Source organism: Saccharomonospora saliphila YIM 90502 (assembly GCF_000383795.1).
GTDB classification, from domain to species: Bacteria; Actinomycetota; Actinomycetes; order Mycobacteriales; family Pseudonocardiaceae; genus Saccharomonospora; species Saccharomonospora saliphila.
On the sequence record NZ_KB912696.1, the window covers coordinates 17,081 to 39,101 of the forward strand.

A 22,021-nucleotide genomic window follows, 5' to 3' on the forward strand; every position below is an offset into this window, starting at 1 on the left:
AGCGGCGCGCCGGCCGCTGCCGGAGGCGGCCCGCGCCTCGGGTACCCGGCGGTGGCGGCGCTGTTGGTGCTGACGCTGGTGCTGTCGGGCGGGGCCGTGTTCTTTCAGATCCGGCACAGCGAGGCCACCGCGGCGACGGACAACACGGCGCTGGTCGACGTGGCCGCCACCGCCGAGGTGAAACAGGCGATGAGCGAGGCCGCCGAGCGGCTGTTCTCGATCGACCACAACGACCTCGGCAAGAACCAGCGGGCCGCCGACGAGCTCCTCGTCGGCGAGGAAGCCAAGAACAAGTACGCCACCATGATGGGGGACGTGCGGGAGAAGGCGCCCGAGCAGAAGCTCGTCGTCACCGTCACGGCCACCCGCAGCGCCGTGGTGCGGCTGGAGGGTGACCGCGCGCGGGTCATGGTCTACGTCGACCAGACGTTCACGCGGGCCGGCGCCGACCAGCCCTCGACCGGCGGCTCGGCGTTGTGGTTCGAGGCCGAGCGCCGTGACGACCAGTGGAAGGTCTCGGCCATGAACACCTACGCCTCGGGGCAGTCGGTGGCACCGTCGGAGTCGGAACAGTCACAGCAGGATGGCGCAACGGGGGACGCCAACGGGGACTCGTCAGGTGAGCAGTCCTCCGACCAGGGCAAACAGCGTCAGGGAGGTGCGGCGACGCCCGACGACGGCACCACGGACGGTAACTGAGACTGCGCCGCCCGGTTGTTTCCCGCCGATCGACGCTTGACTCAGCGTCCGTGGGGGTTCACGCTTACAGGCAGCGGCACGCCTCGCGGGAGGCGAGCCGGGGACAGTGACCGAGGCTGGACCCTGATCGGGTGTGTCCCCTCGACAACTGTCGTATTCCGGGCTAGACTGCTTCTTTGCGCTGCCCACTTTCAGGCTGCCCAACTGCGGTAGCTAGGATGGTCGGCAACACCGCACCCTTGACAGCATGCGCTACGAGTTGCTAGCGCGGCTGATCAACCAGCTATGTCCCCGGAAGGACGCATCTTGGCAGTCTCTCCCGCGAACCAGGCCACTGCTGCGACCAACTCGATTCGACCGTCAACGGGTGTTCCAGGAGCACCGAAGCGGGTCTCTTTCGGGAAGATCCGGGAGCCGCTCGGCACTCCGAACCTGCTCGACGTCCAGGTCCGGTCTTTCGAATGGTTCACCGGTGCCGAGTCGTGGTTCGAACGCGCCGTCAACGAGGGCGAGGAGAACCCGACGGGCGGCCTCGAGGAGGTTCTCAACGAGATCTCGCCGATCGAGGACTTCTCGGGCTCGATGTCGCTGTCCTTCTCCGACCCGCGCTTCGACGAGGTCAAGGCCTCCGTCGAGGAGTGCAAGGACAAGGACATGACTTACGCGGCGCCGCTGTTCGTCACCGCCGAGTTCGTCAACAACAACACCGGCGAGATCAAGAGCCAGACGGTCTTCATGGGCGACTTCCCCGTGATGACCGACAAGGGCACGTTCATCATCAACGGCACCGAGCGCGTCGTCGTCTCGCAGCTCGTGCGCTCGCCCGGTGTGTACTACGACCAGGCCATCGACAAGTCGACGGACAAGGACGTCTTCAGCGTCAAGATCATCCCGAGCCGGGGTGCGTGGCTCGAGTTCGACGTGGACAAGCGGGACACCGTCGGCGTGCGCATCGACCGCAAGCGCAGGCAGCCGGTGACCGTGCTGCTGAAGGCCCTCGGCTGGAGCACCGAGGCGATCCGTGAGCGGTTCTCCTTCTCCGAGACGCTGCTGGCCACGCTGGAGAAGGACCACACGGCGGGCACCGACGAGGCGCTGCTCGACATCTACCGCAAGCTGCGCCCGGGTGAGCCGCCGACGAAGGAGAGCGCCCAGACGCTGCTGGAGAACCTCTTCTTCAAGGACAAGCGCTACGACCTCGCCAAGGTCGGCCGCTACAAGGTCAACAAGAAGCTGGGCCTCGACCTGCCGTACGACAGCGGCACCCTCACCGAAGAGGACATCGTCACCACCATCGAGTACCTCGTCCGCCTGCACGCCGGTGAGGAGACGATGGGCGAGGGCGAGCACCAGGTGCCCGTCGAGGTCGACGACATCGACCACTTCGGCAACCGCCGCCTGCGCACCGTCGGCGAGCTGATCCAGAACCAGATCCGGGTCGGCCTGTCCCGCATGGAGCGCGTGGTCCGCGAGCGGATGACCACGCAGGACGTCGAGGCGATCACGCCGCAGACCCTGATCAACATCCGCCCGGTCGTCGCCGCGATCCGCGAGTTCTTCGGCACCTCGCAGCTCTCGCAGTTCATGGACCAGGGCAACCCGCTGTCCGGCCTGACGCACAAGCGGCGCCTCTCGGCGCTCGGCCCCGGCGGCCTGTCCCGTGAACGCGCCGGCATGGACGTCCGCGACGTGCACCCCAGCCACTACGGCCGGATGTGCCCGATCGAGACGCCGGAAGGCCCGAACATCGGCCTGATCGGCTCGCTGTGCTCCTACGGCCGGGTCAACCCGTTCGGCTTCATCGAGACCCCGTACCGCCGGGTCGTCGAGGGCAGGGTCACCGACGAGGTGGACTACCTCACCGCCGACGAGGAGGACCGCTACGTCAAGGCGCAGGCCAACGCGCCGCTGACGCCGGAAGGGCACTTCTCCGAGGAGAAGGTCCTCGGCAGGCGCAAGGGCGGCGAGGTCGAGCTGATCGACCCGCTCGAGATCGACTACATGGACGTCTCGCCGCGGCAGATGGTGTCGGTGGCGACGGGCATGATCCCGTTCCTCGAGCACGACGACGCCAACCGCGCGCTCATGGGCGCGAACATGCAGCGTCAGGCGGTGCCGCTGCTGCGCAACGAGTCGCCGCTGGTGGGCACGGGCGTCGAGCTGACCGCCGCCGTGGACGCGGGCGACGTGATCGTGGCCGAGGAGGCCGGTGTGGTCGAGGAGCTCTCGGCCGACCTCGTCACCGTCATGCAGGACGACGGCAACCGCAAGACCTACGGGCTCTACAAGTTCCGCAGGACGAACGCGGGCACCTGCTTCAACCACCGTCCCGTCGTCGGCGAGGGCGACCGGGTGGAGAAGGGCCAGGTCATCGCGGACGGCCCGTCCACCGAGGACGGCGAGATGGCGCTCGGCAAGAACCTGCTGGTCGCGGTCATGCCGTGGGAGGGCCACAACTACGAGGACGCCATCGTCATCTCGCAGCGGCTGGTCCAGGACGACGTGCTCACCTCGATTCACATCGAGGAGCACGAGATCGACGCCCGGGACACCAAGCTCGGTGCCGAGGAGATCACCCGGGACATCCCGAACGTCTCCGAGGACGTGCTCGCCGACCTGGACGAGCGCGGCATCATCCGGATCGGCGCCGAGGTCCGCGACGGCGACATCCTCGTCGGCAAGGTCACCCCGAAGGGTGAGACCGAGCTGACGCCGGAGGAACGGCTCCTGCGGGCGATCTTCGGCGAGAAGGCGCGCGAGGTTCGCGACACCTCCCTGAAGGTGCCGCACGGCGAGACCGGCAAGGTCATCGGCATCCGCGTGTTCTCCCGTGAGGACGACGACGAGCTGCCCCCGGGCGTCAACGAGCTGGTCCGCGTCTACGTGGCCAAGAAGAGCAAGATCCAGGACGGCGACAAGCTCGCGGGCAGGCACGGCAACAAGGGCGTCATCGGCAAGATCCTGCCGGTGGAGGACATGCCGTTCATGGAGGACGGCACCCCGGTGGACGTCGTGCTCAACACCCACGGTGTGCCGCGACGGATGAACATCGGGCAGATCCTCGAACTGCATCTCGGGTGGCTGGCCTCCCAGGGCTGGAAGGTCGAGGGTGACCCGGAGTGGGCCGCCAAGCTCCCTGAGGAGTTGCGCGACGTCGAGCCCGGCACGAACACCGCGACGCCGGTGTTCGACGGTGCCCGCGAGGAGGAGCTCACCGGACTCCTGTCGGCCACCAAGCCGAACCGCGACGGCGAGCGGATGGTGCACTCCGACGGCAAGGCCACACTGCTGGACGGCCGCACCGGCGAGCCGTTCCCGTACCCGGTGGCCGTCGGCTACATGTACATCCTCAAGCTGCACCACATGGTGGACGACAAGATCCACGCTCGCTCCACCGGGCCGTACTCGATGATCACCCAGCAGCCGCTGGGCGGTAAGGCCCAGTTCGGTGGTCAGCGCTTCGGGGAGATGGAGTGCTGGGCGATGCAGGCCTACGGCGCGGCCTACACGCTCCAGGAACTGCTCACCATCAAGTCCGACGACGTCCTCGGCCGCGTCAAGGTCTACGAGGCCGTGGTCAAGGGCGAGAACATGCCCTCGCCGGGCATCCCGGAGTCGTTCAAGGTGCTGCTCAAGGAGCTGCAGTCGCTGTGCCTGAACGTCGAGGTGCTCTCCAGCGACGGGGCCGCCATCGAGATGCGCGACTCCGACGACGAGGACCTCGAGCGCGCCGCCGCCAACCTCGGCATCAACCTGTCCCGTAACGAGTCGCCCTCCGTGGACGACGTCGTGCAATGACCCAGCCGCCCGGTGGGGAGGCCCCGCCCTCCCCACCGGGTAGCCGAACCCCTCTAGCCGCCGGGGTCCGGGAAAGGACGACCCGCGACCCTCGAGAACAATCCCAAGGGGATGCAACAACGTGCTGGACGTCAATTTCTTCGATGAGCTCCGGATCGGCCTCGCGACCGCCGATGACATCCGCCAGTGGTCGTTCGGCGAGGTGAAGAAGCCGGAGACCATCAACTACCGCACGCTCAAGCCGGAGAAGGACGGGCTCTTCTGCGAGAAGATCTTCGGGCCCACCCGCGACTGGGAGTGCTACTGCGGCAAGTACAAGCGGGTCCGCTTCAAGGGCATCATCTGCGAGCGCTGTGGTGTCGAGGTGACCCGCGCGAAGGTGCGCCGTGAGCGCATGGGCCACATCGAGCTGGCCGCGCCCGTGACGCACATCTGGTACTTCAAGGGTGTGCCCTCGCGCCTCGGGTACCTGCTCGACCTGGCGCCGAAGGACCTGGAAAAGATCATCTACTTCGCCGCGTACGTGATCACCAGCGTGAACACGGACCTGCGGCACAACGACCTGCCGACGCTGGAGAACGAGATCAGCGTCGAGCGCAAGAACATCGAGGCCCGGCGCGACTCCGAGGTCGAGCAGCGCGCGCAGAAGCTGGAAGCCGACCTCGCCGAGCTCGAGGGCGAGGGCGCGAAGTCCGACGTGCGCCGCAAGGTCAAGGAGGGCGGCGAGCGCGAGATGCGCCAGATCCGCGACCGGGCCCAGCGCGAGCTGGACCGGCTCGAGGAGGTCTGGTCGACGTTCACCAAGCTCGAACCGCGTCAGCTCATCGTCGACGAGCAGCTCTACCGCGAGCTCTACGACCGCTACGGCGAGTACTTCACCGGCGGCATGGGCGCCGAGGCGATCCAGAAGCTGGCCACCGAGTTCGACGTCGACGCCGAGGCCGAGTCGCTTCGTGAGGTCATCCGAAACGGCAAGGGCCAGAAGAAGCTGCGCGCCCTCAAGCGCCTCAAGGTCGTCGCCGCCTTCCAGGCCACCGGCAACGACCCGCGCGGCATGGTCCTCGACGCGGTGCCGGTGATCCCGCCGGAGCTGCGCCCGATGGTCCAGCTCGACGGTGGGCGCTTCGCCACCTCCGACCTCAACGACCTGTACCGCAGGGTCATCAACCGCAACAACCGCCTCAAGCGACTGATCGACCTCGGCGCGCCCGAGATCATCGTCAACAACGAGAAGCGGATGTTGCAGGAGGCCGTGGACGCGCTGTTCGACAACGGCCGCCGCGGGCGCCCGGTCACCGGGCCGGGCAACCGGCCGCTGAAGTCGCTGTCCGACCTGCTCAAGGGCAAGCAGGGCCGCTTCCGCCAGAACCTGCTCGGCAAGCGCGTCGACTACTCCGGCCGCTCGGTCATCATCGTCGGCCCGCAGCTCAAGCTGCACCAGTGCGGCCTGCCGAAGGACATGGCGCTGGAGCTGTTCAAGCCGTTCGTGATGAAGCGGCTGGTCGACCTCAACCACGCGCAGAACATCAAGTCCGCCAAGCGCATGGTGGAGCGGGCGCGCCCGCAGGTGTGGGACGTGCTGGAAGAGGTCATCAACGGCCACCCCGTGCTGCTCAACCGCGCTCCGACGCTGCACCGCCTCGGTATCCAGGCGTTCGAGCCGCAGCTCGTCGAGGGCAAGGCCATCCAGCTGCACCCGCTGGTGTGCGAGGCGTTCAACGCCGACTTCGACGGTGACCAGATGGCCGTGCACCTGCCGCTGTCGGCGGAGGCGCAGGCCGAGGCGCGCATCCTGATGCTGTCGGCGAACAACATCCTTTCGCCCGCCTCCGGGCGCCCGCTGGCCATGCCGCGACTGGACATGGTCACCGGCCTCTACCACCTGACGAGGCTGGATGAGAACGCCGCGGGCGCGGGCAACGCCTACTCCTCGCCCGCCGAGGCGATCATGGCCTACGACCTCCAGCAGCTCGGTCTGCACGCCCCGATCAAGATCCGGGTCCGGGACCGGCAGCCCGCGCGGGAGGCCGAGCCCGCGCTGCGGGAGACCGGCTGGGAGCCGGGTCAGTCGTGGGTCGCCGAGACCACGCTCGGCCGGATCATGTTCAACAACCTGCTGCCCGCGGACTACCCGTTCGTCAACCAGACGCTGTCCAAGAAGCAGCAGGGCGCGATCGTCAACGACCTCGCCGAGCGGTACTCGATGACCCAGGTCGCGCAGACGCTCGACGGGCTCAAGGACGCCGGGTTCCACTGGGCCACCCGGTCCGGGGTCACCGTGGCCATCTCGGACGTGCTGGTGCCGCCCGAGAAGCAGGAGCTGCTCGAGCAGTTCGAGAACCGGGCCGCGCAGGTGGAGAAGCGGTACCAGCGTGGTCAGCTCTCCCACGCCGAGCGCAACAACGAGCTCGTCAAGGTGTGGGGCCAGGCCACCGAGGACGTCGCCAAGGTCATGGAGGAACACTTCCCCGACGACAACCCGATCTCGATGATCGTGAAGTCCGGGGCGGCGGGCAACATGACTCAGGTCCGGTCGCTGGCCGGCATGCGCGGTCTGGTGTCCAACCCGAAGGGTGAGTACATCCCGCGCCCGATCAAGGCGAACTTCCGCGAGGGCCTGTCGGTGGCGGAGTACTTCATCGCCACCCACGGTGCCCGCAAGGGTCTGGCCGACACCGCGCTCCGGACCGCCGACTCGGGTTACCTGACCCGGCGGCTGGTGGACGTCTCGCAGGACGTCATCGTCCGCGAGACCGACTGCGGCACGGGCCGCGGCATCAGCATGACGATCGGCGACAGGCTGTCCGACGACCGCCTGGTCCGGGCCGAGCACGTGGAGACCAGCGTCTACGCCCGCAGCCTCGCCGCCGACGCGGTGGACGCACAGGGCAACGTTGTCCTCAACGCGGGCGACGACCTCGGCGACCCGGCGATCGAGCGGCTGATCGCCGCGGGCATCAGCAAGGTCAAGGTCCGCAGCGTGCTCACCTGCGAGTCGTCGATGGGTGTCTGCGCGACCTGCTACGGCCGCTCGATGGCGACCGGGAAGCTGGTCGACGTCGGTGAGGCGGTCGGCATCGTCGCCGCCCAGTCGATCGGTGAGCCCGGAACGCAGCTGACCATGCGTACCTTCCACCAGGGCGGTGTCGCCGGTGACGACATCACCACGGGTCTGCCGCGTGTCACCGAGCTGTTCGAGGCCCGCGTGCCGAAGGGCAAGGCGCCGATCGCCGACGTCGACGGCCGGGTGCGCATCGAGGAGAGCGAGCGGTTCTGGAAGATCACGCTCATCCCGGACGACGGCAGCGAGGAGATCGTCTTCGACAAGCTGTCGAAGCGTCAGCGTCTGGCGCTCGGCCCGAACGGCCCGCTGGCGGACGGGGACCACGTCGACGTCGGCCAGCCGCTGCTCGAGGGCACTCCGGACCCGCACGAGGTGCTCCGTGTGATGGGCCCGCGGGATGCGCAGATGCACCTCGTGGACGAGGTCCAGAAGGTGTACCGCGCGCAGGGCGTGTCGATCCACGACAAGCACATCGAGGTCATCGTGCGGCAGATGCTGCGCCGCGTGACGATCATCGACTCCGGCACGACCGAGTTCCTGCCCGGCGAGCTGCCCGAGCGCACCCGCTTCGAGCAGACCAACCGGCAGGCGGTGGCCGAGGGCGGCGAGCCCGCGTCCGGCCGTCCGGTGCTGATGGGCATCACGAAGGCGTCGCTGACCACGGACTCGTGGCTGTCGGCGGCCTCGTTCCAGGAGACCACGCGCGTGCTCACCGACGCGGCCATCAACGGCCGGAGTGACTCGCTGGTCGGCCTCAAGGAGAACGTGATCATCGGTAAGTTGATCCCGGCGGGCACGGGCATCAACCGGTACCGCAACATCCAGGTGCAGCCGACCGAGGAGGCCCGGGTCGCGGCGTACGCGATCCCGTCCTACGACGACGGGTACTACACCCCGGACGTGTTCGGCACCGGCACCGGCGCCGCGGTCCCGCTGGACGACTACGACTTCGGCCGCGACTTCCGCTGAGGTCGCGCGCACGGCGTCTCACACGGCTCGGCCCCCGAAGGCATGCACCGCCTCGGGGGCCGAGCCGTATCGCATGGCGTGACCCCGGAGTCTCTCGAGCCGAGCACGATCGCGGGGACGGCGGTCGCAGCCCGTCCGGCCACGGGTGTCCGCCCGCTGCGCTCGACGGGCGGCCTGACTCAGATCTGAATGCCCATGTAGAAGTAGAAGATCAGCGCGGCGACCGCGGTGACCGCGGTTGTCGCCGCCGAGAACTGGACGAGGCGCATCGGGCCGGGTTGATGTGGCTCGCCCTCGGCCGTGATCACGGCCGGACTCTGTGCCGACGGAGTCGGCCAGGCGTGTCGAGGGATCGCGTTGACGAATCCGACCAGTGCGTCCACGCACGCGAGCTTCGTCTCGGCCGCGGCCTCCTCCCAGGTGATGAAATACAGGACCCCTCGGTCGAGACGAAGCAAGCAAGGGAACAGCAGCTCGGCGTTGCGCGACAGAACCTCGAGTGCCTCCGGCACGAGCGCGTGGTGGGCGAACTGCCGGTCCGTCGTGAACGCCGTGACGGTTCCGGCGTACTCCGGTGGAAGTGGCACGGCGTCCGGCGTGTTCGACAAGTACTCGCTTGTGTAGCCGGTGGGGTTGAGGCGGATCGTCATCGGCGGAGACCACGGTATCGCGACGTCGATGCGGTACTCCCAGCGCAGTGTCCAGTGCCCCGGCACGGTTCCCGACTTGTGTGCGGCCATCATCGCCTCGGCCACGCGTACTGATCGACCGGCTCGGGCGAGATCGACCGAGCGGAGGAACTTCGGTCTCGTCAGCACACGCGCGCGATCGAAGAAGGAGCCCCCCACCTCGCTGGCGAACGCGGGTTGAATCCAGGCCGACAAGGGCACTGTCCGCGGGGGTTCGGTGTTGAGGCATGCACCCGCCCGTTCGGCGAGACGGGCCATTTCCTCCGCGTGCCGCTTGAGCTCCCGGTGCTGGGCCCAGAGCGTGCCTGCGATGGCCAGTAAGGGAACAAATACGAATACGATCAGAAACAGTATTCTCAGGTTTTCCATCTGAGGGTTCCTCGGTGTGCTTGTTGTCGAATTGTCGTCACCGCGTCGAGCATTGTGGTCCGAGTTCATGGGCACGAGGCAGCGACGGCCCGGTTCCCGAGGCGGCACAGCCTCGGAAACCGGGCCGCTCTCCCTCGAGCGGTGCGGCGCGGCCGACGCCGACGGGGGCGCGGTTCGCCCGCGAACCGCGCTCGCCGACGTGGCGTGCGATCCGCCGAGGTTCGGGCTCAGCGCCCCTCGGCCAGCAGGTCGAGACAGTCGAAGAGCTTGCTGCCGCTGAGTCGTCCTCGCCAGCTGTAGGACGCCACGCCTGGGCCCTCGTCCCTGAGCGGGTCGTCCGAGTTCGGTGTGCGGTCCCGGGCCCAGTCGACGAAGTCGGGATAGAATTTCTCCACCTCGCCGGTGAACGTACGGGCGCCCGTATCGCCGTGAAAATCACCGAACGGCTGGGCAGAGGTCGCCATGGTGACCACCGACCACCGGTAGAGAAACTTGCTGTGCGGATACTCGTCTTCGACGTGCACGAACGCGTACTCGATCGCGTGCACCGGGCGATGGTGGTAGACGCCGAGTAGTTCGCATTCACTGTTCGGCAGCGAGTAGCTCCAGTCCACCGAACCGCTTCCCGGCAGTTCCCCGGCCTCGCGGGACTGCCACGGCATTCGGCGCTTGATCCGCCACCCGTGCTTCCGCGCGAGCCGGGGAAGCCAGATGAAACGGAACCACGCCGACATGATCCGTGTGTTCAGCGTGACGAACAGCACGGCCAGCACGAGCAGGACACCGAGTGCGATTCGGAGTTCTGAAGTCACGACGCAACCTCATCCTCATTGTCGGTGTGTGAGTCAGTAGTCGAGCTGCTCGGAAGTCCGGTCCTTCTCCTGCTCCTCGCCGAGGGAACCGTGTTCCTGCCACGTCCGGAGATCGTCGTAGTGGCCGGCCATCGCCGATTTGCTGGCCTGCTCCTTTGTGGTGTCGTACAGTGCTTCGAATACGGAACGGCCGAACCCGTCCGTCACGCGCTCGCCGACCATCCCTTTCTGGGAGTCGTGCAGCCGCGTGGTCCAGCTCGTGGTGGTTCCTTCAGCCCTGGCCGTTCGGATCTCCTCGGTGGCATCGGCCGCGCGCGCCCGCTTGTTGGCCATCGCCTGGCGGAATCCGGTGCCCTGCCTGGAGAGGAAGCTCTTGAGCTTGGCGAGCAGGTCCTTCACCGCGTCGAGCAGCTTGCGCAGCCAGCTCACCTGTTTCGTCGCCCGCGCACCGGTCTGAGCGGCACGGACTCCGGTGGCCGTTCCCGCCGCGGCGGTCGATGCCCCCGCGGTCGGGACGGCGGCGGCCAGCGCGGGAATCCAAATCATGATCAGCCAGGTGATGAACTCGGTGAGCAGCGCCTTGAGGAACTCCTCGATCACCGTCATGATCATGCTCGAGATCTGGAGCAGCTCGGCGATGTTGCCCGCCTCGCCCGCCACGGCCTTGATGCCCTTGGCGAACTCGGCGAACTTCGTCGCCGCCGCTTGTGCGGCCTCCCCCTCCCATTCGGCCAGCGCGGTGACCGCGTCCTCGGCGAACTTGTCACCGAAATCGGCGATTCCCTGCCCGATGTTGCCGAAACTGCCCGCGGCGTTCGACAGGGCTGGGCCGTCCCCGCTGGCCATGTGAATGAGGTCCTGGAGCGGTTGGCAGATCGAGATCAGGAAGTCGAGACCTTCTCCGACCAGCCACCCGATGGGGTCGCTGGCGAAGTCCGACACCGCTCCCATGCACGACGACACGAAGCTGCCACCGTCGGCCGCGAGACTCCGCAGCTCCGAGGTCGTGACGTCGCCGTCCTCGCTGGCGTCCCGGTAGTTGTTGAACGTCGCGACGGCGTCGCCCGCGATGGGAATCGCCTCGGCGACCTTCTGTCCGTACGAATCGGGCTCTTCGAGCTCGATGCCGCCCAGTGGATCGTTCTCGCTCATCCTTCGCTTTCCTTCGAGCTGAAGCCGGATCAGGTTTCGATGGTCTTGACGGTCGCCTGCTCGACCTCACCGGAGATGGCGGACAGGGACCGCTGGTGCCCGTCCTCGGCGTCCTGATAACTCTGCGCGGCCGTGCTGATCTTGTCGGAGGCGGATTGAAGTCCGTTCTCCATCTCGGTCATGAGGTTCTTCAGGTCGCTGAGCATTTCGGTGTAGCTCTGTTTGACGAAGATGCCGACCACACCCCACGACTCGTCGCCGACGTCCGCCTCGTCGACCAGCCCGCTGACCTTGCCGACCGCCGTCTTGTTCTCGGCGAGCTTGCCCGAGTAACTGCGCAGGGCCTCGATGTTGACGTTGAATCCCGATGTCATGACTCTCCTCGTTCGGAGTGGGTGGTTGCCCGTGGGCTCCGACGCGTGTCCGCGGCCGTCCGGCGCTCGCGCACAGCGCCGATGAGCAGGGCCCCGCCCGGTACCACGGCGCATGCGGCAATGATCAGAAGCAGCACCGAGTCCGCTGTGCCGGTCGCGGTCGGGTGGGGCCACAAGGGGGCCACGGACAGGTCGATCACCGTGCCCGGCTCGGGCGCGACGCCGGGCCCGCGCCAGCTCGCCCGATCGAGCGTGCGCTGCTCACCATCGACGTGGTAGATGCCGCTGACCGTCGACGTTCGCCTCGACGAGTCCGTCCCGTCGTAACTGTCGGTCACATGCAGCCGCGTCTCGTGGGCATAGCCGAGCGGATGGGCCAGCCCGTTCACGGTCAGCGCCAGCGCGGCCACGACCAGGAAGAGACCGGCACCTCCCCCGAACATCCACACCCAGCTCGGGTTCGCCGGTGCACCGCCCCGGGCCCGGCGAAGCCTGCCGACCAGGGAACCCACGAAGACCAGCACGGACGGAACGACGATCACCAGCGTGAGCACCAAGAGGAAGCGACCCAAGCCGAGCGCGAGCTGGCCCCAGAACAGCGTGACCACCACACCGAGACACCACGCCAGCGTGCGCAATCGGGTGCCGCTGCGGTGCAGGCGCTGCGCGCGGGCGACCCTTTCGGTGGGTACGGGATGCCCGGCGACGTCTTCCCCGACCGTGGCCTGCAGGTCGTCGGTTGCCTCCGTGCCGCTCAGCACCCGTGCCCGGCTGCGCTGCTTCCCACCGAGCGTGCCGAGAGCGGCGACCACCAGGTAGCCGAGCACGATGATTCCCGGAGCGATTTCGCTGAAGGACATGCTTTCCTCATCTGCCGCGAGTCCTGCTGGAAGGGACGCACGCGCGCGTGTCGTGCGCCGTGGGTGTCCTCAGCGGTCGTTGTCGTCGAACAGGTTCTTCAGGAAATCGTCGCCTGCCGAGCCGCTTCCGGAGGACGGGGGCGGCGGTGGGGCCTGTCGGTCGTCCTCGTCGTCGCCGAAGAGGTCCTGCTGGGAGTAGTCCTCGTGGTACTCCTCCTCGGGCGGGGCCGGCCGCGGCGGCCGGGCCTCCTCCATGCGCGCGCGGAGGTCGTCGGGTGAGGTTCCGAAGAGCTGCGCCTGGGTTTCGATGACCTGGTCGGTGGTGTTGAGCTGGCCGCCCATGTGGTCGTCGACGATCGTGGCCTGCTTGCGCGCGGCCTCGGCGACGGCCTCCTGGAGCGTCGACATGATCGACGACGACAGTTCCTGCGGGGTGCGCGTGAGGGCCTTGTCGGTGAGCTGGATGTCCTTGACCGACCCGCCCGGACCCGCGACGACCGTCACCGACCGGTCGGCCGAGCTGACGTGTGCTTCCAGCTCGGCGAGCTCGCTCTGCATCTGCCCGACAGTGGCGAGCTGGTCGTCCACATTCCTGAGCTTGGACTGGAACTGTTCGAACTGAGCGACGAGTCGTTCGAACTCGACGGACACTCCTACCTCCCGGGTTGGATCTGGGCGCATGGCCGGACACGGTGTGCGACCAATCATGGACCACGCGTCCTCCGCCATGTGGCGGGTTCGGCCAGACTGAGTGCGACACGACATCCGCCCGTGCCCGCATCGGGGGTCGACCGACACCGCGCGGGTCCACGACAACTCAGACGGGACCTGGGGCGCTCGGTGTCACGATCCGTAACACGGGCAGACAGCTCGCGACCGCGTTGGCCGGGGAGCGCAGAAGATCAGGTAAGGGACGCATCCGTTCGCGGGCGACCTTCACACCACGCCCGCGAACAGCAGAATCACCATGAGCACCACGAATCCGATCGGTAGCGAAAGCCAGACCAGCCGTGCGGCCCTCGGGTTCGGGTAGGGGTACGTACGCGGTGACGCGGCCGGTGCCGGGAGTTCTCCGGCGTGCTGCTTCCAGGCTTTCGCGGGAATACGGTCGAGGAAACTGACGAGCACGTCGATGGTGGACAGGATGTCGTCCTTGATCGGTTCCTTCGCCACCGCGTACAGCAGGCCGTCGCGCATCGTCACCGTGTGCCGTATGTGTTCATGTCCTTGTACCAGCGCAGCGAGCACCGACGGGGACAGAACCCGTTCCGCGAATACCGGCTCCTCGGCATACGCGGTGAATCTCTCCGCGTACCGGTCATCCAGCGAGACCTTCTGCCACGACGTGGTCTCACGTCGGTCGGCGGGACGACTCCGGGCCTCCTTGTCGAGTAGGTTCTGCTGGACACTGACGGACGTCCGGTCCTGGCCGAGCACGCGAAAATGATCCGGTGGCAGTACGGGAGCCAGCGCCAATCCGGGTGCGGCCGGTATCGCGATCTCGATCAGGTGCTCCTGTGGCGAGCTGTCCCGGCGGTGGCCCGCGAGCTCGATCGTGGTTTCCGTGACACGGACGTGTCTGCCGCGCCGGATGAAGTCCACGCGGTGCGTGTGTGTCGGTGGCCCCAGGATGCTGATCCGGGAGAAGAACGAGGCGAGTACGTGTTCGGGGAAAGGGGGACGTAACCCGTGGGACCAGGGTGTGCAGCGTTCCGGATCGTCGACCACCTGTCCGCCCACCGGTTCCGCCAGGCTCCGCAGTTCAGACGTCCTGCGCGCCCGGTTCGCACGTTCTTTCCGGTGACCTCTCAGTTTGATCGTCCCGTACAGCAGAGCGAGCAACGCGACCGGGCCGAGCCCCGCGACGATCTCGGTCAAGATGAGCCGGCTCCTTGTCGGTCGAGTCAGAAATCGAGTTGCCGGCTTATTTCGTCCATACTCTGCTCGGTGCCGACATCACCGTAATCGTGCGCCTTCCTGGCGTTGTCCAGCGTCCCCGCGGGTTTTCCAGGTGTGGGCCGGGGCTTTCCTTGTTCATTGAGGCTGTAGCCGGCCTGCGCGCGGGCCTCATCGCCGAGCGCGCTGCCCATCGAGGCGAAGAAACCCGTCTGCTGTCTTTGCGCGGTAGCGTTCCTGAACCCCTCACCGACCTTGGTGGCCGCGACCTTGTTCCGGAGTCCACCGAACACCGTCTTCAATTTCGTGAGCAGGTCCTTGACCATCTCGAGTAGTCGCTGGAGTCTGCTGACCTGGCGGGTCGCTCGCGACGCGGTCGTGGCTGCGCGTACGCCGGTGGCCGCGCCTGCGGCCGCGGTCGATGCGCCGAAGGTCGGCGCCGCGGCGGCGAGCGCGGGGATCCAGATGCTGATCAACCACGTGACCAGCTCGGTGATCAAAGCCTTGAGGAAGTCCTCGATCACCGTCATGATCATGCTGGAGATTTGCAGCAGCTGTGCGATGCTGCCTGCCTCCGCGGCTGTTCCGGAGACACCGTTGGCGAACTCACCGAAGCGCGTTCCGGCGGCCTCGGCCGCTAGGCCGTGCCATTCGGACAGGGCGTCCTTGGCCTCCTGCTCGAAGTTCCGCCCGAACTCGTCGAGTGCCTTACCGATGTTCGAGAAGCTCTCCGCCGCGGCCGCCAGCGCTGGGCCGTCTCCACTGACGAAGTGGAGGGCGTCCTGCAGCGGCTGGCACACAGCGAGCAGAAAATCCAGCCCCTTGCCGACGAGCCAGCTGAGTGGGTCGTTGACCGCACCCGCAACGTCCATGCAGGACTGAACCAGTCCGGTGCTCTCCGAGGCGATGCTGGAGACGTCGCCGAAGGTCGCTTCTCCGTCATCGTTGGCACCCGTAACCGCTTCAATCGCCTTGGCCCCACTGCCCACGACCGGTACAGCCTTCAGCGCCTGTGTCCCGGTGCTGTCCTCATCTTTCAGCTGGATGTTCTCGAGTGGCGTGTCGGTAGTCATCGCGTCTTTCCCCGGTGTCTGAGTCAGGCCTGGATGTTCTTGACGACGGTGCTTTCCAAAGTCTCCGTGACCTCGGAGAGGACACGTTGGTGGCCGTCCTCGGCATCCCGGCAGTGCTTCGCCGCGGTGCCGATTTTGTCGGAGGCCGACTGGACTCCCTCCTGCATGTCCGTGAGGAGGCTCTTCAGGTCCGTGTGCATGTCGGTGTAGGCCTGCTTGTCGAAGAGTCCGACGATCCCCCACGACTCGTCGCCGACGTCGGTCCCGGCCACCAGATCATTGACCTTGCTGACCGAGGGCGTATTCTCGGCCAGTTTCCTTGAGTACGACGACAGATCCCGATGTTGACGTTGAAACCGGCCATCCGGTCTTCCTCCGCGACAGTCTGATCATTTCGACGACGCGACCGGTCGTGTACGGCGGGGCGACGGGTCGTGTACGGCGGGTGGGTGTGCGGACGGGTGTCGGTGATCGCGGGCTTGCGGCGTCCGCGGGCCCCACGGGAACCGGTCGAGGGTGATGCCTGTGGTGAACAGGCCCGTGTTGGCCGGAGTGGGCTCGGTGTCGACCGTTCGGCGGGGGCGAGCCGACAACCACACGATCAAGTAGCATCGCCTCTTAGGACCGCCGCGTCACCGTTCGTTCGAACCGCGTGACGAGTCGTTCGAACTCGACGGACCACTCCTGCCTCCCGGGTTGTATCTGGGCGCACGGCCGGACACGGTGTGCGACCAATCATGGACCACGCGCCCCCCGCCATGTCGCGGGTTCGAGTAGACTGGGTGGAACAAGACATCCGCCCGGGCTCGCATCGAGGGTCGACGCGACCCCCGATGTGGTAGCCGTGAGCATGGGCGGGTATCTTTGACGACCGTGCCCGGCAGGCTGTCGGGCCCTCCGTGTGCCCTGACGGTCACGGCGGGGTGCTCCGGCACCCTGGTGACAGGAGGGTCGCGGAGTTCCACGGCAACCCCGATGGGAAGTTGGCGGATCGATGTCACGATCCGTAAGACGGGCCGACACGCCCGACCGCGGGTACCGGGGAGCACAGTAGAGCTAGTAAAGGACGCAACAGAAAGCTGGTCCATTGCCCACGATCCAGCAGCTGGTCCGCAAGGGCCGCCAGGACAAGGCTGCCAAGCAGAAGACAGCGGCGCTCAAGGGGAGCCCGCAGCGTCGCGGTGTGTGCACCCGCGTGTACACGACCACGCCCAAGAAGCCGAACTCGGCGCTGCGCAAGGTCGCCCGTGTGAAGCTGAGCAACGGCATCGAGGTCACGGCCTACATTCCCGGTGAGGGGCACAACCTGCAGGAACACTCGATGGTGCTCGTGCGTGGCGGCCGTGTGAAGGACCTGCCGGGTGTTCGCTACAAGATCATCCGCGGTTCCCTCGACACCCAGGGCGTGAAGAACCGCAAGCAGGCGCGCAGCCGGTACGGCGCGAAGAAGGAGAAGAGCTAATGCCCCGCAAGGGTCCGGCCCCGAAGCGGCCACTGACCGCTGATCCGGTGTACGCATCTCCACTTGTCACCCAGCTGGTGAACAAGGTGTTGAGGGACGGTAAGCGTTCGTTGGCCGAGCGCATCGTCTACGGCGCCCTCGAAGGCGCCCGCGAGAAGACCGGCACCGACCCGGTCGTCACGCTGAAGCGTGCGCTCGACAACGTGCGGCCGACCCTCGAGGTGAAGAGCCGCCGCGTCGGCGGCGCGACCTACCAGGTCCCGATCGAGGTCAAGCCCGGCCGGTCGACCACCCTTGCCCTGCGCTGGCTCGTCACCTACTCCCGGCAGCGCCGCGAGAAGACGATGGTCGAGCGCCTGCAGAACGAGCTGCTCGACGCGAGCAACGGCCTCGGGGCCAGCGTGAAGCGCCGCGAGGACACCCACAAGATGGCCGAGTCCAACAAGGCCTTCGCTCACTACCGTTGGTGAGCCTGACACCGCAGTGAACCGTAGAACACGGTCGCCCGGTCCGCTTGATCGCGCCAATGCCGGGTTCCACGTTTGAGACAGGGGAACATTCAAGTGGCACGTGACGTGCTGACCGACCTCAACAAGGTCCGCAACATCGGCATCATGGCCCACATCGACGCCGGTAAGACCACCACCACCGAACGCATCCTGTTCTACACCGGGATCAACTACAAGCTCGGTGAGGTCCACGACGGCGCGGCGACGATGGACTGGATGGCGGAGGAGCAGAAGCGGGGTATCACGATCACCTCGGCTGCGACCACCACCTTCTGGAACGACTACCAGATCAACATCATCGACACCCCGGGCCACGTCGACTTCACCGTCGAGGTGGAGCGCTCGCTGCGCGTGCTCGACGGTGCCGTCGCCGTCTTCGACGGCAAGGAGGGCGTCGAGCCGCAGTCCGAGCAGGTCTGGCGGCAGGCGGACAAGTACGAGGTCCCGCGCATCTGCTTCGTCAACAAGATGGACAAGCTCGGTGCGGACTTCTACTTCACCGTGGGCACGATCGAGGAGCGTCTCGGCGCACGCCCGCTCGTGCTCCAGCTGCCCATCGGCGCGGAGAGCGACTTCCAGGGTGTCGTCGACATCATCTCGATGAAGGCCCTGACCTGGCGCGGTGACGTGAAGAAGGGCGAGCAGTACGAGATCGAGGAGATCCCGGCCGATCTCGCCGACCGTGCGGCCGAGTACCGGGAGAAGCTCGTCGAGGCGGTCGCCGAGACCGACGACGAGCTGATGGAGAAGTACTTCGGCGGTGAGGAGCTCAGCGAGGCCGAGATCAAGGCCGGCATCCGCAAGCTCACCATCGACCGCGCGGCGTTCCCGGTGCTGGCGGGCTCGGCGTTCAAGAACAAGGGCGTGCAGCCCATGCTCGACGCCGTGATCGACTACCTGCCGTCGCCGCTGGACGTCCCGCCGGTCGAGGGCATGCTGCGGGACGGCGAGACGCACGCCTCGCGCAAGCCTTCCACCGAGGAGCCGTTCTCCGCCCTCGTGTCGAAGGTCGCGGTGCACCCGTTCTACGGGAAGCTGACCTACATCCGGGTGTACTCCGGCAAGGTCGCCTCGGGTACGCAGGTCATCAACGCGACCAAGGAGCGCAAGGAGCGCATCGGCAAGCTGTTCCAGATGCACTCCAACAAGGAGAACCCGGTCGACGAGGCGCAGGCGGGCCACATCTACGCCGTCCAGGGCCTCAAGGACACGACCACCGGCGACACGCTGGCCGACTCGCAGAACCCCATCGTCCTCGAGTCGATGACCTTCCCCGAGCCGGTCATCAAGGTCGCCATCGAACCGAAGACGCGGGCCGACCAGGACAAGCTGGCCACGGCCATCCAGAAGCTCGCCGAGGAGGACCCGACCTTCCGGGTCAGCCAGGACGAGGAGACCGGGCAGACCATCATCGAGGGCATGGGCGAGCTCCACCTCGAGGTGCTGGTCAACCGGATGAAGACCGATTTCAAGGTCGAGGCGAACATCGGCAAGCCTCAGGTGTCCTACCGCGAGACCGTCCGCAAGACCGTGGACAAGCTCGAATACACGCACAAGAAGCAGACCGGTGGCTCCGGGCAGTTCGCGAGGGTGATCGTGAAGCTCGAGCCGCTGACGTCGGGCGACGGCGCGCTGTACGAGTTCGACAACCAGGTCACCGGTGGACGCGTTCCCCGGGAGTACATCCCGTCTGTGGACGAGGGCGCGCAGGACGCCATGCAGTACGGCGTGTTGGCCGGCTACCCGCTCGTCGGGCTGAAGTTCACGCTGTTGGACGGCGCCTACCACGAGGTCGACTCCTCGGAGATGGCCTTCAAGGTCGCCGGGTCGATGGCGATGAAGGAAGCCGCGAAGAAGGCGAACCCGGTACTGCTGGAGCCGATGATGGCGGTCGAGGTGACCACACCCGAGGAGTACATGGGTGATGTCATCGGCGACCTGAACTCCCGCCGTGGCCAGATTCAGGCCATGGAGGAGCGTGCGGGCACGCGTGTCGTGAAGGCGCTCGTGCCGCTGTCGGAGATGTTCGGGTACGTGGGCGACCTGCGGTCGAAGACCCAGGGTCGTGCCAACTACACGATGGTCTTCGACTCCTACGCCGAGGTTCCGGCGAACGTCGCGAAGGAGATCATCGCGAAGGCGACGGGGGAGTGAGCACACGAGGCGCGCAGCTCTCCCGGAGCCGAGCAGTGGTCATCGCGAAGGCGACGGGGGAGTAAGAACCCGGAGCACCCACACGCGGGCGCGAAAGGGGGCTCCCCCTAGGGTCCGCACAACCGACCAGATCGAGTCGTCGGCCGGCAGCCACGCCGGTCGCGAGCAAGAAAGTCCAGGAGGACATTCCAGTGGCGAAGGCGAAGTTCGAGCGGGGCAAGCCGCACGTCAACATCGGGACCATCGGTCACGTCGACCACGGCAAGACCACGCTCACCGCGGCGATCACCAAGGTGCTTCACGAGAAGTACCCCGAACTCAACCAGTCCCGGGCGTTCGACCAGATCGACAACGCGCCCGAGGAGAAGCAGCGCGGTATCACGATCAACATCGCGCACGTCGAGTACCAGACCGAGAAGCGTCACTACGCGCACGTCGACGCTCCCGGCCACGCCGACTACATCAAGAACATGATCACCGGTGCCGCGCAGATGGACGGCGCCATCCTGGTGGTCGCGGCGACGGACGGCCCGATGCCGCAGACCCGTGAGCACGTCCTGCTCGCCCGCCAGGTCGGTGTGCCCTACATCGTCGTGGCCCTGAACAAGTCCGACATGGTCGACGACGAGGAGATCCTCGAGCTCGTCGAGATGGAGGTCCGCGAGCTGCTGAGCTCGCAGGAGTTCCCGGGCGACGACGCCCCGGTGGTCCGCGTGTCGGCGCTCCAGGCGCTCGAGGGCGACGAGAAGTGGGCCGACAGCATCGTCGAGCTCATGAACGCCGTGGACGACAGCATCCCGGACCCGGTGCGTGCCACCGACAAGCCGTTCCTCATGCCGATCGAGGACGTCTTCACGATCACCGGTCGCGGCACCGTCGTCACCGGCCGGATCGAGCGCGGCGAGATCAAGCTGAACGAAGAGGTCGAGCTCGTCGGCATCCGTCCGGACGCGCGCAAGACCACGGTCACCAGCATCGAGATGTTCAACAAGATGCTCGACTACGGCCAGGCCGGCGACAACGCCGCCCTGCTGCTGCGTGGCATCAAGCGTGAGGACGTCGAGCGCGGCCAGGTCGTCGTGAAGCCCGGCACCACCACGCCGCACACCGAGTTCGAGGCCTCGGTCTACATCCTGGCCAAGGACGAGGGCGGCCGGCACACGCCGTTCTTCAACAACTACCGTCCGCAGTTCTACTTCCGGACCACGGACGTGACCGGTGTCGTGACCCTGCCCGAGGGCACCGAGATGGTCATGCCCGGCGACAACACCGAGATCTCGGTGCAGCTGATCCAGCCGATCGCCATGGACGAGGGTCTGCGGTTCGCCATCCGCGAGGGTGGCCGCACCGTCGGCGCCGGCCAGGTCACCAAGATCGTCAAGTGAGGCACCCGGACCCCCGGGTGCGGATGCCGCACCGCGGTGTGGCATCCTGAACAGGTTGCTCGACGTGGGGCGGCCGATTTCGCAAGGACTCGTAGGCAGACCAGAGAAATCGGCCGCTCCGCTGTGAGCGCCCCGGGGCTCGCGACATTCGCGAGTCGGGAGTGGCGGCGGCGTGCCGGCGCTCCGGAGGAAGCAGACCTAGCGGCACGGCAACGCCTCCTGCGGGATCAGTCTGCGTGGTACGGGCGACACGCCCGACCGCGGGGACCGGGGAAAGATCGTTGACGTGCGAGAACAGCGGTACGAGACGATTCCCCGACTGCCCGGCGTCGAGTTGCGGCGAGACGGATTCGCCCAGCGAAGGCAGACCGGACCCGCGGAGTCGAGGTCGGACCGGTCGAGGACGAGACGGTAAGGAACCATGGCGGGACAGAAGATCCGCATCAGGCTCAAGGCCTACGACCACGAGGCGATCGACGCCAGCGCGCGCAAGATCGTCGAGACGGTGACGCGCACCGGCGCCTCGGTGGTCGGACCTGTGCCGCTGCCCACCGAGAAGAACGTTTACTGCGTGATCCGTTCGCCGCACAAGTACAAGGACTCGCGCGAGCACTTCGAGATGCGCACGCACAAGCGTCTGATCGACATCCTCGAACCGACGCCGAAGACGGTGGACGCGCTCATGCGCATCGACCTTCCGGCGAGCGTCGACGTCAACATCCAGTAAGCGTTGGTCGAGCGGCGGAGATTGAGACT

Annotated in this window: 16 protein-coding genes and 1 pseudogene; 8 read left to right on the plus strand and 9 right to left on the minus strand. The window is 66.9% G+C overall.

Translation table 11 applies throughout. The features are described 5' to 3' along the window. The 3 genes and pseudogenes from SACSA_RS23200 to SACSA_RS0115165 form a co-directional block, all read left to right on the plus strand. Positions 1 to 699, plus strand: a pseudogene (locus tag SACSA_RS23200) (hypothetical protein); the annotation flags it as partial. 306 nt (positions 700 to 1,005) lie between these two features. Beyond that, a complete protein-coding gene (rpoB, locus tag SACSA_RS0115160; protein WP_028661913.1) occupies positions 1,006 to 4,497 on the plus strand; it encodes a DNA-directed RNA polymerase subunit beta in 3,492 nt (1,163 codons plus the stop codon). Between the two features lie 121 nt (positions 4,498 to 4,618). Then, positions 4,619 to 8,530, plus strand: a complete 3,912-nt coding sequence (locus SACSA_RS0115165) for a DNA-directed RNA polymerase subunit beta' (protein WP_019818440.1) — start codon at positions 4,619 to 4,621, stop codon at positions 8,528 to 8,530. A 179-nt stretch (positions 8,531 to 8,709) separates the two neighbouring features. On the opposite strand, the gene SACSA_RS0115170 is transcribed toward SACSA_RS0115165, so the two are convergent. The 9 genes from SACSA_RS0115170 to SACSA_RS0115210 form a co-directional block, all read right to left on the minus strand. Then, complete coding sequence (locus SACSA_RS0115170; protein WP_157596910.1) at positions 8,710 to 9,588, minus strand: hypothetical protein; 879 nt, start codon at positions 9,586 to 9,588, stop codon at positions 8,710 to 8,712. A 227-nt stretch (positions 9,589 to 9,815) separates the two neighbouring features. Further along, positions 9,816 to 10,400, minus strand: a complete 585-nt coding sequence (locus SACSA_RS0115175; protein WP_019818443.1) for a hypothetical protein — start codon at positions 10,398 to 10,400, stop codon at positions 9,816 to 9,818. Positions 10,401 to 10,433: 33 nt separating this feature from the next. After that, positions 10,434 to 11,552, minus strand: coding sequence for a hypothetical protein (locus SACSA_RS0115180; protein WP_019818445.1), 1,119 nt, complete (start codon positions 11,550 to 11,552; stop codon positions 10,434 to 10,436). 29 nt (positions 11,553 to 11,581) lie between these two features. Then, a complete protein-coding gene (locus tag SACSA_RS0115185) occupies positions 11,582 to 11,926 on the minus strand; it encodes a WXG100 family type VII secretion target (RefSeq protein ID WP_019818446.1) in 345 nt (114 codons plus the stop codon). Continuing rightward, on the minus strand, positions 11,923 to 12,786 hold the full coding sequence (locus SACSA_RS0115190) for a hypothetical protein (protein ID WP_019818447.1): 864 nt from the start codon (positions 12,784 to 12,786) through the stop codon (positions 11,923 to 11,925). The genes SACSA_RS0115185 and SACSA_RS0115190 overlap by 4 nt, the downstream gene beginning before the upstream one ends. A 69-nt stretch (positions 12,787 to 12,855) precedes the next feature. Beyond that, on the minus strand, positions 12,856 to 13,437 hold the full coding sequence (locus SACSA_RS0115195) for a YbaB/EbfC family nucleoid-associated protein (RefSeq protein WP_019818450.1): 582 nt from the start codon (positions 13,435 to 13,437) through the stop codon (positions 12,856 to 12,858). 285 nt (positions 13,438 to 13,722) lie between these two features. Then, positions 13,723 to 14,664: a hypothetical protein gene (locus SACSA_RS0115200; protein WP_019818452.1), complete on the minus strand. Its 942-nt coding sequence runs from the start codon at positions 14,662 to 14,664 to the stop codon at positions 13,723 to 13,725. A gap of 26 nt (positions 14,665 to 14,690) precedes the next feature. Further along, positions 14,691 to 15,755 carry a hypothetical protein gene (locus SACSA_RS0115205; protein ID WP_019818453.1) on the minus strand — a complete coding sequence of 355 codons (1,065 nt, stop codon included), beginning with the start codon at positions 15,753 to 15,755 and terminating at the stop codon, positions 14,691 to 14,693. A 23-nt stretch (positions 15,756 to 15,778) separates the two neighbouring features. After that, positions 15,779 to 16,027 (minus strand): hypothetical protein, encoded by a 249-nt coding sequence (locus SACSA_RS0115210; RefSeq protein WP_019818454.1) that lies wholly within the window; start codon positions 16,025 to 16,027, stop codon positions 15,779 to 15,781. 815 nt (positions 16,028 to 16,842) lie between these two features. Between SACSA_RS0115210 and rpsL the strand changes: the two genes are divergently transcribed. From rpsL to rpsJ, 5 genes are all read left to right on the plus strand, one after another. Then, entirely contained in the window at positions 16,843 to 17,217 is a 375-nt protein-coding gene (rpsL, locus tag SACSA_RS0115215) for a 30S ribosomal protein S12 (RefSeq protein ID WP_005443238.1), read from the plus strand. Continuing rightward, positions 17,217 to 17,687, plus strand: a complete 471-nt coding sequence (gene rpsG, locus SACSA_RS0115220; RefSeq protein ID WP_019818456.1) for a 30S ribosomal protein S7 — start codon at positions 17,217 to 17,219, stop codon at positions 17,685 to 17,687. The genes rpsL and rpsG overlap by 1 nt, the downstream gene beginning before the upstream one ends. 93 nt (positions 17,688 to 17,780) lie before the next feature. Beyond that, on the plus strand, positions 17,781 to 19,880 hold the full coding sequence (gene fusA / locus SACSA_RS0115225; RefSeq protein WP_019818458.1) for an elongation factor G: 2,100 nt from the start codon (positions 17,781 to 17,783) through the stop codon (positions 19,878 to 19,880). A gap of 191 nt (positions 19,881 to 20,071) precedes the next feature. Next, positions 20,072 to 21,265, plus strand: a complete 1,194-nt coding sequence (gene tuf / locus SACSA_RS0115230) for an elongation factor Tu (protein ID WP_019818460.1) — start codon at positions 20,072 to 20,074, stop codon at positions 21,263 to 21,265. A 421-nt stretch (positions 21,266 to 21,686) separates the two neighbouring features. Continuing rightward, positions 21,687 to 21,992 (plus strand): 30S ribosomal protein S10, encoded by a 306-nt coding sequence (gene rpsJ / locus SACSA_RS0115235; RefSeq protein ID WP_019818463.1) that lies wholly within the window; start codon positions 21,687 to 21,689, stop codon positions 21,990 to 21,992. Positions 21,993 to 22,021: the final 29 nt, after the last annotated feature.

What these genes read in the sequence shown, in the direction of transcription:
- SACSA_RS0115170 (WP_157596910.1), bottom strand. Translation starts at nt 9,588, where the DNA reads ATGGAAAACCTGAGAATACTGTTTCTGATCGTATTCGTATTTGTTCCC.
- SACSA_RS0115180 (WP_019818445.1), bottom strand. Translation starts at nt 11,552, where the DNA reads ATGAGCGAGAACGATCCACTGGGCGGCATCGAGCTCGAAGAGCCCGAT.
- SACSA_RS0115185 (WP_019818446.1), bottom strand. Translation starts at nt 11,926, where the DNA reads ATGACATCGGGATTCAACGTCAACATCGAGGCCCTGCGCAGTTACTCG.
- SACSA_RS0115190 (WP_019818447.1), bottom strand. Translation starts at nt 12,786, where the DNA reads ATGTCCTTCAGCGAAATCGCTCCGGGAATCATCGTGCTCGGCTACCTG.
- SACSA_RS0115205 (WP_019818453.1), bottom strand. Translation starts at nt 15,755, where the DNA reads ATGACTACCGACACGCCACTCGAGAACATCCAGCTGAAAGATGAGGAC.
- rpsG (WP_019818456.1), top strand. Translation starts at nt 17,217, where the DNA reads ATGCCCCGCAAGGGTCCGGCCCCGAAGCGGCCACTGACCGCTGATCCG.
- rpsJ (WP_019818463.1), top strand. Translation starts at nt 21,687, where the DNA reads ATGGCGGGACAGAAGATCCGCATCAGGCTCAAGGCCTACGACCACGAG.